This is a genomic window from Achromobacter sp. ESBL13, from assembly GCF_036668755.1.
GTDB lineage: Bacteria > Pseudomonadota > Gammaproteobacteria > Burkholderiales > Burkholderiaceae_B > Achromobacter.
The window spans coordinates 1-12,371 of sequence record NZ_JAZEVT010000005.1; the positions used below are offsets into that span (position 1 = coordinate 1).

Annotated in this window: 13 protein-coding genes and 1 rRNA gene; 4 read left to right on the forward strand and 10 right to left on the reverse strand. The window is 63.9% G+C overall.

Annotated features, from left to right (window positions below; translation table 11 throughout):
• Positions 1 to 84 (forward strand): 5S ribosomal RNA (gene rrf / locus V6F88_RS27925); the annotation flags it as partial.
• Between the two features lie 156 nt (positions 85 to 240).
• Here rrf and V6F88_RS19085 read toward each other — a convergent pair.
• On the reverse strand, positions 241 to 981 hold the full coding sequence (locus V6F88_RS19085; RefSeq protein WP_332611455.1) for an aldolase: 741 nt from the start codon (positions 979 to 981) through the stop codon (positions 241 to 243).
• Between the two features lie 71 nt (positions 982 to 1,052).
• The gene (locus tag V6F88_RS19090; protein WP_332611457.1) at positions 1,053 to 1,766 is read right to left on the reverse strand and encodes a haloacid dehalogenase type II; all 714 of its coding nucleotides are present in this window, start codon (positions 1,764 to 1,766) and stop codon (positions 1,053 to 1,055) included.
• A 111-nt stretch (positions 1,767 to 1,877) separates the two neighbouring features.
• Between V6F88_RS19090 and V6F88_RS19095 the strand changes: the two genes are divergently transcribed.
• Positions 1,878 to 2,756 (forward strand): LysR substrate-binding domain-containing protein, encoded by an 879-nt coding sequence (locus tag V6F88_RS19095; protein WP_442880356.1) that lies wholly within the window; start codon positions 1,878 to 1,880, stop codon positions 2,754 to 2,756.
• A gap of 12 nt (positions 2,757 to 2,768) precedes the next feature.
• Here V6F88_RS19095 and V6F88_RS19100 read toward each other — a convergent pair whose 3' ends face one another.
• The 4 genes from V6F88_RS19100 to V6F88_RS19115 all read right to left on the reverse strand — a co-directional run bounded on the left by V6F88_RS19100 (position 2,769) and on the right by V6F88_RS19115 (position 6,010).
• Positions 2,769 to 3,170, reverse strand: a complete 402-nt coding sequence (locus V6F88_RS19100; RefSeq protein WP_332611459.1) for a YchJ family protein — start codon at positions 3,168 to 3,170, stop codon at positions 2,769 to 2,771.
• Between the two features lie 19 nt (positions 3,171 to 3,189).
• Positions 3,190 to 3,462: a GNAT family N-acetyltransferase gene (locus V6F88_RS19105; protein WP_332611460.1), complete on the reverse strand. Its 273-nt coding sequence runs from the start codon at positions 3,460 to 3,462 to the stop codon at positions 3,190 to 3,192.
• A 135-nt stretch (positions 3,463 to 3,597) separates the two neighbouring features.
• Positions 3,598 to 4,545 (reverse strand): 3-hydroxyacyl-CoA dehydrogenase NAD-binding domain-containing protein, encoded by a 948-nt coding sequence (locus tag V6F88_RS19110; RefSeq protein WP_332611462.1) that lies wholly within the window; start codon positions 4,543 to 4,545, stop codon positions 3,598 to 3,600.
• A 67-nt stretch (positions 4,546 to 4,612) separates the two neighbouring features.
• Positions 4,613 to 6,010: an MFS transporter gene (locus V6F88_RS19115; protein ID WP_332611464.1), complete on the reverse strand. Its 1,398-nt coding sequence runs from the start codon at positions 6,008 to 6,010 to the stop codon at positions 4,613 to 4,615.
• A 164-nt stretch (positions 6,011 to 6,174) separates the two neighbouring features.
• Here V6F88_RS19115 and V6F88_RS19120 point away from each other — a divergent pair, with 164 nt between their 5' ends.
• Together V6F88_RS19120 and V6F88_RS19125 are read left to right on the forward strand one after the other, a co-directional pair.
• Positions 6,175 to 7,044, forward strand: a complete 870-nt coding sequence (locus V6F88_RS19120; RefSeq protein ID WP_332611465.1) for a LysR family transcriptional regulator — start codon at positions 6,175 to 6,177, stop codon at positions 7,042 to 7,044.
• A gap of 94 nt (positions 7,045 to 7,138) precedes the next feature.
• Positions 7,139 to 8,566 (forward strand): amidase family protein, encoded by a 1,428-nt coding sequence (locus V6F88_RS19125; RefSeq protein WP_332611466.1) that lies wholly within the window; start codon positions 7,139 to 7,141, stop codon positions 8,564 to 8,566.
• On the opposite strand, the gene V6F88_RS19130 is transcribed toward V6F88_RS19125, so the two are convergent.
• The 4 genes from V6F88_RS19130 to holA all read right to left on the reverse strand — a co-directional run bounded on the left by V6F88_RS19130 (position 8,547) and on the right by holA (position 12,371).
• Positions 8,547 to 9,383 (reverse strand): 2-keto-4-pentenoate hydratase, encoded by an 837-nt coding sequence (locus V6F88_RS19130; protein ID WP_332611468.1) that lies wholly within the window; start codon positions 9,381 to 9,383, stop codon positions 8,547 to 8,549. The genes V6F88_RS19125 and V6F88_RS19130 overlap by 20 nt on opposite strands.
• Before the next feature lie 4 nt (positions 9,384 to 9,387).
• On the reverse strand, positions 9,388 to 9,768 hold the full coding sequence (locus V6F88_RS19135; protein WP_332611470.1) for a hypothetical protein: 381 nt from the start codon (positions 9,766 to 9,768) through the stop codon (positions 9,388 to 9,390).
• Between the two features lie 160 nt (positions 9,769 to 9,928).
• Positions 9,929 to 11,209, reverse strand: a complete 1,281-nt coding sequence (locus tag V6F88_RS19140; protein ID WP_332611472.1) for a glutamate-5-semialdehyde dehydrogenase — start codon at positions 11,207 to 11,209, stop codon at positions 9,929 to 9,931.
• Between the two features lie 106 nt (positions 11,210 to 11,315).
• Entirely contained in the window at positions 11,316 to 12,371 is a 1,056-nt protein-coding gene (gene holA / locus V6F88_RS19145) for a DNA polymerase III subunit delta (protein ID WP_332611474.1), read from the reverse strand.

Below are 12,371 nucleotides of genomic sequence, written 5' to 3' on the forward strand. Positions count from 1 at the left end.
CCTTCCCATCCCGAACAGGACAGTGAAACGCCTTCGCGCCGATGATAGTGGACGGACGTCTGTGAAAGTAGGTCATCGTCAGGCTTTTATTGCGCAAAACCCCACAGGTAATCCTGTGGGGTTTTGTCTTTGGATTTTTGATTTTGGAAGTCCCGGCCTTTGCAAGCCGCTGATTATTTAAACCCCCTCGCAGCTCACGCTCCGAGGGGGTTTTGTTTTGCGGGAATCCAAGGACGCCGTTTATGGAAGTTGGCGGCGCAACGCTTCGAAGAACAGTTCGGATTGCAGGCGTTCACTTTGAATCTGAGCGGCGACCTTGGCAGCGATGTCCGCGTTTACTGGTTTGAGCGGGCGCCCGGTTGACTGCGCAAGGACCTGCGCTGCGCACGCGCGTTCCAGGAAAAACAAATCGTCGTAAGCGTAGTCCAGCCGTTCGCCACAAACCACAACGCCGTGATTGCCAAGGAAGACGATGTCTGCGCCTTGCATGGCATGCGCAATGCGTTCGCCCTCGGTAACGTCCAAGGCAAGGCCGTTGTAGTTTTCGTCAATCGCAAGGCGGCCATGGAAGCGCATTGCGTTTTGCGACAGCGTCGTGTCCAAACCCCGATCCGCGGTAAGCGTCAGCGCCGTGGCGTACGGCATATGCGTGTGCAGGACACAGGCCTTGCCAGCGATACGGTGGATGGCAGCATGAATGAACATAGCCGTGGGCTCGACGGCGTGTCGGCCGGCCAGTTTGTTGCCTTGCGCGTCGATCAGTACGATGTCATCGGCTTGGACCTCGTTCCACATAAGACCGCGGGGATTCAGCAGAAAGTGGTCAGGGTCACCTGGCAACGCGACGCTGAAGTGATTGCAGACGCCTTCGCCAAGGCCGTGAGCCGCGGCTGCTCGCAAAGCCAAGGCCAGGTCCGCGCGAAGCGCAGCCACAGGTTCCGCGTGATAAAGAGCGTCTGCGAAATGAGGTTCTTGATTCATGTCTGCCTTCGGGCTTAGGTAGGGGTAAGAAAAAGGCGCCCGCGCCAACTATAGGGCGTCAGGCCGCAGCGTTATAACCAACCGGCGGTGCGAAACACGTCAGGCACCCGGTCCAATGTCGGTACGGTAGCGTCCGGACGATAGTCAGGCAATAGCTGACGACCCGTTCCCCGGTCAATCCATACGCATCGGAATCCGATGTCGCGCGCAGCCGCATGGTCCAGATGGGGACTGGCGCAAATATGCACGATGTCGGCTGGCGTGACGCCAAGACTTTGGTGGGCATGCGCGAAGATCTTGCGTGACGGCTTATACGCGCCCGCGGATTCGGCCGTGATGACGCGGTCGATATGCCCCCCCAACTGCGCGACGTTGCCGGCAATGATGTCTTCATCGGTATTCGAAATGATGCAAAGGCGGAAGCCCGCCAGTTTCAGCGTGGCCAACGTGTCCACGACTTCCGGAAACGGCGGCATGGCGGAAATGCTGCCTATTAATATGTCTGCATCTTCAGCCCGATAGGGCAGCCGAAGATCCTGCATGGTCAACCGTAGCGACTCTCGCGAGATGTCGGCAAAGCTGCGATGGGACGGGGTGCGTTCCAGGCGGTGCTCATGTTGGTCATACACATGCAGGAACTCATCCGGGGACGGCGCTGAATGCGGTTTCGGCTTGCCAGCCAGGATGCGTGCGACCGCGGCCTGTAACCCTTCGTCCCACTGAATCAGCGTGCCGTAACAGTCAAACGTCAGCCATTGCGGGCGGGGAAGTGAATTCAAGGGCATGGCAGGTCCTTCAGAAAAAATATCAGAATCGTCAGCGTAGGACGGTACGCACGAAGTCGTAAAATTAATAATAGAACTCCACTCATTCGATAAATAAATATCAAGGCCGCCATGCTAGACCTGGAACTCATGAGAACGCTGGTCTGCGTTGCCGATGAAGGCAGCTTCACACGAGCAGCCCGACGCGTGCATCGCACACAATCGACCGTCAGCCAGCAAGTGCGCAAGCTGGAGCAGACAGTGGGCAAGACATTGCTGCTGCGGGACCGCACGGGCAGCAATGTGTCTGCGACCGAGGATGGCGAGGTGATGCTGGCTTACGCCCGCCGCCTGTTGGCCATTGCGGACGAGGCCGAACATGTCTTGATGGCGCCTCAGGCCGCGCGCGTTTTACGCCTGGGCATTCCTGAAGACTTCGACGTGGCGCGGCTGACGCTGCTGTTGGCGCGATTCGCGGCCAGCCATTCCGACGTCCGGCTGCAAACCGCCAGCGGCATGAGCACCGAGCTGCGTGGCAGACTGGCTTCCGGCGACTTGGATCTGGCGTTGATCAAGCGCGAGCCCGACGACGGCCCCTGCCTGGCGGCGTGGCCCGAGCGTCTGGTCTGGATCGGCGCAAGGGGGCACACGGCGCCGGCGCCAAATTCCCCCGTGCCTTTGGTGATGTTTCCGCCCGGGTGCATCTATCGCAAGCGGATGGTCTACGCGTTGGAAAGCGCCGGTCGCGCCTGGTACGGCGCTTATCACAGCCATAGCCTGGCGGGCGTACAGGCGGCCGTGGCGGCGGGGCTGGGCGTGAGCTTGCTGCCCGCGTTTGCCACACTGGATACGCACCAGGTGCTTGTGGCGCGCGACGGGTTCGATCCGGTGCCGTCTACCGAGCTGGCCATCGTCAGCAATCGGCGTGTGCCGCCCGGCATCGAGCAACAACTCGTATGCGCGTTGCAGCAGGCCGTCGAAGCGGACACGCGAGACCCGGCGGTCGTGTGAACGCCGGCCGTTTCAGGTCACATCGCCGTCCACGTAGTACCACTGGCCGTTTTCACGCACGAAGCGGCTGACCTCGTGCATGCGATGCGCGCGGCCTGCCTGACGGCTACGGGCCACGAATTCCACGGTAGCGTGATCCGCGTCCTGCTCGCGCGCTTGCTTGATGGTCAGCCCCAGCCATTTCAAGTCGGGCGGATTCGGCTCCAGCGAAGCGGGCCGCGTGCGGGGATGCCAGCTGGCCAGCAGGTAAGGCAATTTGTCCAGGACGAATGCGCTGTAGCGCGATCGCATAAGCGCTTCGGCGGTGGGCGCCTGCATGGCCAGCGGGCCTTCATGCCAGCGGCCGCAGCAGCGGTCGTAGACCGCGCCGCCGCAAGGGCAAGGAGCGGCCGGGGAAGCAGTTTTCTTCGTCACAGTGTGGCAGCGGCGGGGATCAGGCCCGCAGGTCGTTGTATTGGGGATGGCGGCGCATGTAGACCTCTGCATACGAGCACAAGGGGCGCACTTTCCAGCCGTTGGCGCGCGCGGTGTCCAGCGCTGTCCGGGTGAGTTCGGCGGCGATGCCGCGTCCGCCGACCTGGCTGGGGACGCCGGTGTGCACGATGGCCATCGTGCTGCCTTGCAATTGGTAGTCCAACACGCAAAGCACGCCGTCGACGGTGGCGGTGAAGCGGGATTGCCCGGGATCTTGGGTGACAACAGTCATTCGAAGGCTCCTTGGATGGGCCGGTCGGTCAGCCGGCATTCACCCGATAGTCGGTCATCGGAACTTGAAAATCGGTATTTGCGAGAAAACAGCTTAACGCGTCAACGCTCGGGGGCCGAGGGCTGCTCCGTCGCCTTATCGATGCAAAACCTTGATCAACGCCGTGAGTTGGGCATCGCGCGTTTGCACCATGTCGGCGATGCTGCGCCGCTCCGCCTCGGCGTTGACGCCTTCGATAAGTTTGCGCTGTAGTTCCGGAGTCATCTCGGGCGTGCCCAGGTCGTCCCACCAGGTTTGCACGGGGCCCAGCAGGTGGTCCATGAAATTCGCCAGGCCGCCCGCGCCGCCGCCCAGGTTGAACGTCATGTGCGGCCCGAACAATGCCCAGCGCAATCCCGGCCCTTGCGACACCGCGGCGTCGATGTCCGCCACGCTGGCGACGTTTTCGGCAGCCAGATGGATGGCCTCGCGCCAAATGGCCGCTTGCAGGCGGTTGGCGATATGGCCCGGAACTTCCTTGTTCAAGCGAATCGGGTATTTGCCCATGGCCCGGTAGAACGCGATGCTTTGCTCGATGACGTCCGCCGACGTCTTGTCGCCCCCCACCACTTCCACAAGCGGAATCAGATGCGGCGGATTGAACGGATGGCCGATGACGAAGCGCTCCGGATGTTGGCAGCGCGATTGCAGACGGCTCATGATCAAACCCGACGAACTTGAGGCCACGATCACGCGAGGCGGCAACAGGGCGTCCATCCGCGCAAACAGGTCGATCTTGAAATCCTCGCGTTCGGGCGCGTTTTCCTGCACGAAGTCCACGTCCGTCAGCGCCATCGCCAAGTCCGGCTCAAACAGCAACGCATCGGGCGATGCGCCTTCCACGACGCGGCCCAGTTCGTTGAGCACCGGCCAGGCGGCCTGCACGCGGGCGCGCGTTTGCGCTTCGGCATCAGCGGCGGGGTCGCTGACCACCACCGTCAGCCCATGCGCCAGGAACAGCGCCGCCCAACTGGCTCCGATGGTGCCGGCGCCAACGATGGCGATACGGCGGATGGTCGGCGTGGGCGTGGCAGGGTGCGACATAGGGCTCTCCGAGTGGCAGGGATCGGCCCATATTGTGATGCAAACGCACCGCGCTTGCATGCCCGCCTTACGCGTTATGCGCGCGGCGCAGGTAACGCCATACCAGCCCGACGCCGGCCGTGTAGCTTGCCGCGATCACGCCATAGGCAACGGGCAGGGCGGTGTTCCAGTCGGGCAGCACATGCATGATGGTGCCCATCAGCGCGACGCCGACCAATGCGCCCGACTGCCGATTCGCGTTCAACGCTGCCGCCGCGCTGTTGGCGTGGTGCTTGCCTGACACCTGCATCACAATGCTGGTCATCGCGGGCACGGCGATCCCCACGCCCAGATTGCCCAGCGCAATCAGGACAGCGAAGGGCCAGTAGGCGATGGCGGGCGTGAAGGCGGCGATCCCCAGGGCGCTCATGACGGCGGCCAATGACATGCCTCCCAATAGCGCTGCCGACACGTTCCAGCGCGCCGACAACCGGCCCGAAATCAGATTGCCGATCGAAAAAACCGCCAGCATCGGCACCAGTTGGATACCGGTCTGAAGCGCGTCCGCGCCCCGCGCATGTTGCAGGAACAAGCTAAGCAGGAACAGCTGCCCGTAAGAAGCCAGATTGATCAGGAAGCCAACCCCGTTGGCCGCGGCAAAGTGCGGCGTCTGGAACAGGGCGCGGGGCAGGATCGGCTCGGCGTGGCGGCGTTCGCGCCGCACCAGCAACACGATGGCCACGGCGCACAGGGCGGTGACGCCGGCAATGCGAGGCGATGTCCAGCCGTACGCGTTGCCCTGGATCAGCACGAAACACAACGCAGACAACGCAATCACGCCCAGCAGGTGGCTAATCGGATTCAGCGCGCGGGGTCGTCGTGGGGCGGCCTGGATGCGACGGCGGGCAAGCCACAGCCCGACGATGCCCAAGGGCAGGTTGATGAGAAAGATGCCGCGCCAACCGAATTGGTGGATCAACACACCGCCCAGCAAGGGTCCGGTGGCCCCTGCCACGGCGACGATCGCCGACCAGGCGGCCAGCATGCGGTTGCGCACGTGGTCGTCGTCATAGGCGTGCGTCAGCAAGCTTAGCGAGCTGGGCATGAACAGCGCGGCGCCCAGGCCTTGCAACATGCGCGCCGCGATCAACGTGTTGGCGTCAGGCGCCAGGCCGCATAGCAATGACGCCAGCGTAAACACGGCCAGGCCGGCCAGATAAACCGTCTTGGCCCCATAGCGGTCCGCCAGCGCGCCGGCCACCAACAGCAAGGCGGCAAACGTCAGCGTGTAGCCGTCGACGATCCACACCAGATCAGTCAGCGGAACGACGAACTGCACGGCGATGCTGGGCAGCGCCACGTTAACCACGGTCACGTCCAGCATCGCCATGACGAAGCCGATGGCCAGGGTAATAAGCGGCAGCCAGGCAGTGGCCGGCTTGGCGTCGACGGAGGGTAGTGGGGATGACTGGCAGGCGGTATTCATGAGAGGCAGACAGCGGGATTCCGAGGGCTGAAGCTTAGAATTTTTCAAGCATGCAAAAAAGCCGTATTACTGCTTTATAGTGATGCATAAATGCATCGTGGGCCGGCCCTGAATGGGCATGAACGGGGTGGCGATGCCAATGGATTCAGGCCAGGGGCGCCGCTATGGATTGGGACAATGCCAGGATTTTCCTGGCGATATATCGTGTCGGAACGCTGCGCGGGGCGGCGGCATTGCTGCAAGTTGACCAGGCAACGGCGGGCCGGCGCCTGGCCGCGCTGGAGTCATCGCTGGACGCGCGCCTGTTCCTGCGCACTCCCGGCGGCTACGTGCCCACGCCGGCGGGCGAGCTGGCCTTTGCCGCGGCCGAGCGCATGGAGCTTGCCGCCGACCAGTTGCAGCGGCAGATGCAGGGGCTGGACCATCGCCTGTCGGGCGTGGTCCGCGTGGCGGCATCCGAAACCGTCGCCAGCTACTTCATCATGGAGGCGGTGCGCCGCGTGCACGAGCAGCATCCGGACATACGCGTGGTGCTGTCGGCATCGATACAGATCAGCAACCTGACCCGTCGCGAGGCGGACTTGGCCATACGCAACGTCAAGCCAGACAGCCCCGATTTGATCCAGCGCCATCTGGCCCGCAAGGAAGTCGGTCTGTATGCCTCGCGCGATTATCTTGCCGCGCACGGCGAGCCCAAACCGGGCACGGCCTTCGCCGGACATACCTTGGTGACGTACCAGCAGGCGGTGTTGCCGGGCTGGTCGGACACGTTCTGCGGGGAACCGACGGGCAACGGGCGTATCGCGATCGAGCTCAATTCCGGGATGATGATACTTGCCGCCGTGGTGGCCGGCCTGGGCATCGGCGAGCTGCCAACGCACATGGCGCCGGACTATCCCGACCTGGTCCGTATCTGGCCGGGTCGTAGCGAACCGTATGATTTGTGGCTGGTCATGCACGGGGACCTGAACCGCACCGCGCGGGTGCGGGCCGTGGCCGACGCCATCGTCCAGGTGTTCGAAGAAGATAAATAGCCGCGCAACCGCGGTAAGCCGTGGCTTGTGAAGCCGCGCGACAGGCGCTAAGGTTTGCCTGCCCCGCAGAAAAACCACGAATCAGGAGTGACGCGTGTCCGATCTTTGGTGTTTATCCGCAGTTGAGCTTGCCTCTCTAATCCGACAGCGTGACGTATCGGCTGTCCAGGCCGCGCAAAGCGCATTGGACCGGCTCAATGCCGTCAACCCCGCGCTGAATGCCGTGGTCGATCATCGCCCTGACGAGGTCCTGGCGCGGGCACGTGAAGTCGATGCGCAACTGGCACGCGGCGAAGATCCCGGCATGCTGGCCGGCGTGCCTGTCACGGTCAAGGTCAACGTTGACCAGGCAGGCTACGCCACCACCAATGGCGTCAGCCTGCAAAAAGGCGTGATCGCCGCGCAGAACAGCCCCGTCGTAGACAATCTGCTGCGCGCCGGTGCCGTCATTCTTGGCCGCACGAACACGCCCGCGTTTTCCTTGCGCTGGTTCACCGGTAATGGCTTGCACGGAGACACGCGCAACCCGCGCAACCGGGCCTTGACGCCCGGAGGCTCGTCGGGTGGCGCGGCATCGGCGGTGGCGGCGGGCATCGGCCATCTGGCCCATGGCACCGATATCGCCGGGTCCATCCGCTACCCCGCCTATGCCTGCGGTGTGCACGGGTTGCGGCCATCGCTGGGCCGCGTGCCCGCGTACAACGCGGCCTTGCCGGAACGTTCCATCGGCGGCCAATTGACGGCCGTCTCCGGGCCGTTGGGGCGCACCATTGCCGACGTGCGCTTGGGCCTGGCGGCAATGTCCGCACGCGACCCTCGCGACCCTTGGTGGGTGCCGGCGCCGCTTGTGGGCCCCGATGTTTCCCGCCGCGCCGCGCTGTGCGTGAACCCGGACGGCATGAACCCGGAGCCCGCGGTCGTCAAGGCACTGCAGGAAGCCGCGCGCAGGCTCAGCGACGCAGGTTGGACGGTAGATACGCTGGACGCCGTGCCGCCCATGCAAGAGGCGGCCGACTTGCAGATCCGCATGTGGATGGCGGACGGCTATGAGGCCATGTTGGCGGCCGCCGAAAAGGAAGGCGACCCAGGGGCGCTGGTGGCCCTTCGGGGTCAACGCGACAAGGCCGCGGACGCAAACCTGGAAAATTTTTCCGCTGTGTTGACGCGTCGGGCTACGTTGACCCGCTTGTGGGAAGTGTTCCTTTCCGAGTATCCGGTCCTGTTGCTGCCGGTATCGGCTGAACTACCTTTTCCCGACAACCTGGATTTGCAAGGCGATGCGGCTTACGCGCGCGTTTGGAGTGCGCAAATGACGCAGATCGGCGTGCCCTTCATGGGCTTGCCCGGGTTGTCGGTGGCGATGGACAGCGCGATGAGCAGCGTGGGGCAGAGCCCCGTTGGGGTGCAGATCGTTGCGGGGCGCTACCGCGAAGATCTATGTCTGGCCGCCGGCGAAATCATCGAGGCGGGCAACGACGCCATCACCATCGCGGAACCCGACTTCAATCGCGAACCGCGTTGATGTGTCGCTGCGCTAGCGTTAGCCCGCCGCCCTGGCTGCCGAACCGCACGCGAAGCACGCCGAGCTCGCCGTAGACGAGCTCGATGTCTTGGTTGGCCGGCACGTCCAGGAATCCAGCATACGAACCGGTAATGACGTGCTGCCCCGCGTGCAGCCCCAAGCCTTGTTCGCGCAGGAAATTGGCCAACCAGTACAGGCCGGCCTTGGGGTGATCGTTAGGGTGAAAGCCAGGATGTTGTTCGACTTCGCGGCCGCCGACGGACAAGGTCAACGTCATGCTGGAAGGTACCGTGTCGGCGCTGGCGATGCGCGGCCCCAGCACCAGACCTTCGTTGAACATATGGTCGGCAAGCAGTTCCGGCAGGCTGGCATGTTCGGGCGACGCGTAGCGACAGCCCAGCACTTCCAGCGCTAGCCGAGCGCCGCCCACGGCTGCGTCAATCTCGGCTTCGGTGTAGGAGGTGTCGCGGGCGGGCAGATCTTGCGCCAGTTCAAATGCAATTTCCGGCTCAACGCGCACCACTTGCGCGCGCGTGGCAACGGGGCCAGTCTCGGCATGGACGGTGCCCGATGCGTAAATCGGCGCCACCACCATTTTCTCGGGCGAGGGCAGCGCGCTTTTCCAGGCCGCGATGCGGTCCTGACGCGTTTCCTGCAAGAGCTGTGCGGTGCGCTGTTGCACCGCGAATGCCTGCCCCATCGATTGCGGACGGCAGTCCGCCGGCAAGCGCGGCCCTGCCACGCCGGATTCGCGCGCCGCGATCAAGGTGCGGGCGGCGTCGATGCTGCCGGGATAGTCTTCGATACGGATCTGCATGGGCTCAGGCTCCCAAGTACAGCATCACCCACAGGACGATCATGGCAATCAGCCCCAGCCAGCACGAGCCCCAGAAGCCGACGATGGGCCATTTCAGCGAAAGCGGCGCTTTCTTCGGGTCGACATGGCCCAGCAAATCGTTGGCGTTGCCAATCAGCCAGAACCGCGTGCCGGGAAACATCAGGCGAAAGAAATAATCCAGCATGATGGCCGCCTGAATCGACAGGGGGTACTGTTTCCACGGGCGGTGTTGCAAATAGGGATGCTTGAACGCGGCGTTGATTTCTTTATTTTTGAAGAAGAACAGGACAATGCCGCTCAGCGTGCAGGTGATGAAGCAAAGCACGAAAAGGCTGAAGGCCATGGCCATGACAGGTGAATGCATGGGGATCTCAAGATTGCGCGGCGTGCCGCGTTGGATGAAGAAAGGGCAGAACGAAAGCGCGGAAAAAAATCAGCCCGTATTGTAAAAGGCTTGGCGCTGCCCCGTGTTCAGGGCAGCGTCAGCGATCTGGGGCGGCCAGGCCGCCCCGGGCTGGGGTGGCTCAGCCCCGGACCTGCCCTTCGCCGTTCAATACCCACTTCAGCGTGGTCAGGCCTTCCAGGCCGACCGGGCCGCGCGCGTGCAAACGGTTCGTCGAGATGCCGATTTCAGCGCCCAGCCCGTATTCGAAACCATCGGCAAAGCAGGTTGGCAGGTTGACGTAGACCGAGCTGGAATCCACTTCACGTTGAAAGCGCTGCGCCGCGGACAGGTCTTCGGTGACGATGGCGTCGGTATGGCCCGAGCCCCAGCGCGCGATGTGCTCAATGGCGTCATCCAGCGTGTCAACAATACGGACGGCCAGGATCGGACCCAGGTACTCCGTGCCCCAGTCTGCTTCCGAGGCAGGGGTGATGTGGGGCAGCAAGGCCATCGTGCGCGGGCAACCGCGCAGTTCAACGCCGTGCTCGATCAGGGCTGCCGCCAGCGTGGGCAAAATGGAAACGGAGGCCACGGCATCGACCAGCAACGTTTCCATCGCGCCGCAAATGCCGTAGCGGTAGGTCTTGGCGTTGAAGGCAATGGCGTGCGCCTTGTCGGGGTCGGCTGCCGCATCAATGTAGATGTGGCAGTTGCCGTCCAGGTGCTTGATCAAAGGCACCCGGGCCTCTTGCGCCAACCGTGCAATCAAGCCTTTGCCGCCGCGCGGAACGATGACGTCGATATGTTCCGTCATGGTGATGAGTTTGCCCACGGCGGCCCGGTCCGCCGTGGCGACGACCTGAACGGCGTCCGGCGGCAAGCCGGCTGCGGCCAAGCCCGTTTGCACGACCTGGCCTAACGCAATATTGGAGTGCAGCGCTTCGCTGCCGCCGCGCAGGATCGCGGCATTGCCGGACTTCAGGCACAGCGCGGCTGCGTCGATCGTGACGTTGGGCCGGGATTCGTAAATGATGCCGATGACCCCAAGCGGTACCCGCATTTGCGCGACGCGCATACCGTTAGGGCGCACCGTCGTGGCCGTGATGCTGCCGATGGGATCAGGCAGGGCGGCAATCTGACGCAAGCCTTCGGCCATGTGCGCCAGCGTTTTGTCGGATAGCGTCAGACGGTCCAGCAGCGCCGGTTCCAGGCCGTTGGCGCGGGCGGCGGACACGTCTTTCTCGTTGGCGGCCTTGAGTTCTTCGTGGCTGGCGGCCAGGGCGTCTGCCATGGCCAGCAACGCCTTGTTCTTGGCGGCGCTGTTGGCGCGCATCATCGCGCGCGAGGCGCGTCGGGCGTTTTCGCCCAAGGTGAGCATGGCGTGTTCAATGGAAGACGAGGACATGGCAGTGTCAATCATGAATAGGTGCGACGGAAGAGACGGCGGAGCCCGTGGGCGTAACCATTAGCGCCGTCTGAAGATTCAGTTTATATCCGGCCTGAGGACGGAGTGTGCGGGGCGGCCTTCACGGGCGCCCGCCGGCGGCGGCCACGCGCAGCGCCAGCCGGGTCATTTCTTCCCAGGGGTCCGAAAGCCGTCCGGCCACGGACAAGCCCTTGATAAGGCGATCTACGTCATGGGCGTGCTGCACGGCCGCCGGCCAGACGGCGGGCTGCACCCGGTTCAGCGCCTGCAACGCCAGGCGCTCGTGCGCGCCGAAGATACGCAACCGGCGCATCAGGCCGTTGGCGTCCTGGCCTAGCGCGCGTGCTTCCGCAATGCGGGCAAGCAGCCGGATCTCTTCGCCGACCGCCCATAGCACCAGCGGCAGCGCTTCGCCTTCGGCACGCAGACCATCGATCATGCGGATGGTGCGGGCAATGTCGCCCGCCAGCATGGCGTCGCGCAGGCCGAATACGTCGTAACGCGCGACGTTCAACACCGCGCGCTCTACGTCCTCGGCCGCCAGCTGGCCTTCGGGATACAGCAAGCCCAGCTTCTGGATTTCCTGGTGGGCAGCCAGCAGGTTGCCTTCGACCTTGTCAGCCATCCATTGCAGCGTGGCGGCGTCGGCGCGCTGGTTTTGCCGGGCAAGCCGCATGCCGACCCAGGCGGGCAGCCGGCCGCGCTCGATGTTGGCAATGTCAACCATCACGCCGCCCCGGTTCAGCGCCTGCACCCAGCGGCTTTCGCGGGTGGCTTTGTCCAGCCGGGGAAGCGCGATGAGGATCAGCGTGTCGGCATCTGGCTGCTTTTCAGCCTGCTCGGCCAGCTTGGCCAGCGTGTCGGCGCCGGACTTGCCGGGCTTGCCGGTGGGAATCTTGATTTCCAGGATGCGGCGGTCGCCAAACAGCGACACGCTTTGCGTCGCGGCGGTGACGGCGCTCCAGTCGCTGCGAGCGTCCATCACCATCGAAAGCCGGTCGGTGTAGCCCGCGTTGCGCGCCGAGGCGCGCAACGTGTCCACCGCTTCCGTGACCAGCAAAGGCTCGTCGCCGGACACCGTGTATAGCGGCGCGAGCTGATTGCCCGGGCGCTGCAGGTGTTCGGCAAGCCGTTCCGCATCCAAAGGCTGTGCCAT

What these genes read in the sequence shown, in the direction of transcription:
- V6F88_RS19135 (WP_332611470.1), bottom strand. Translation starts at nt 9,768, where the DNA reads ATGCATTCACCTGTCATGGCCATGGCCTTCAGCCTTTTCGTGCTTTGC.
- V6F88_RS19130 (WP_332611468.1), bottom strand. Translation starts at nt 9,383, where the DNA reads ATGCAGATCCGTATCGAAGACTATCCCGGCAGCATCGACGCCGCCCGC.
- V6F88_RS19120 (WP_332611465.1), top strand. Translation starts at nt 6,175, where the DNA reads ATGGATTGGGACAATGCCAGGATTTTCCTGGCGATATATCGTGTCGGA.
- V6F88_RS19090 (WP_332611457.1), bottom strand. Translation starts at nt 1,766, where the DNA reads ATGCCCTTGAATTCACTTCCCCGCCCGCAATGGCTGACGTTTGACTGT.
- holA (WP_332611474.1), bottom strand. Translation starts at nt 12,371, where the DNA reads ATGGCACAGCCTTTGGATGCGGAACGGCTTGCCGAACACCTGCAGCGC.
- V6F88_RS19095 (WP_442880356.1), top strand. Translation starts at nt 1,878, where the DNA reads ATGCTAGACCTGGAACTCATGAGAACGCTGGTCTGCGTTGCCGATGAA.
- V6F88_RS19115 (WP_332611464.1), bottom strand. Translation starts at nt 6,010, where the DNA reads ATGAATACCGCCTGCCAGTCATCCCCACTACCCTCCGTCGACGCCAAG.
- V6F88_RS19105 (WP_332611460.1), bottom strand. Translation starts at nt 3,462, where the DNA reads ATGACTGTTGTCACCCAAGATCCCGGGCAATCCCGCTTCACCGCCACC.
- V6F88_RS19085 (WP_332611455.1), bottom strand. Translation starts at nt 981, where the DNA reads ATGAATCAAGAACCTCATTTCGCAGACGCTCTTTATCACGCGGAACCT.
- V6F88_RS19110 (WP_332611462.1), bottom strand. Translation starts at nt 4,545, where the DNA reads ATGTCGCACCCTGCCACGCCCACGCCGACCATCCGCCGTATCGCCATC.
- V6F88_RS19140 (WP_332611472.1), bottom strand. Translation starts at nt 11,209, where the DNA reads ATGATTGACACTGCCATGTCCTCGTCTTCCATTGAACACGCCATGCTC.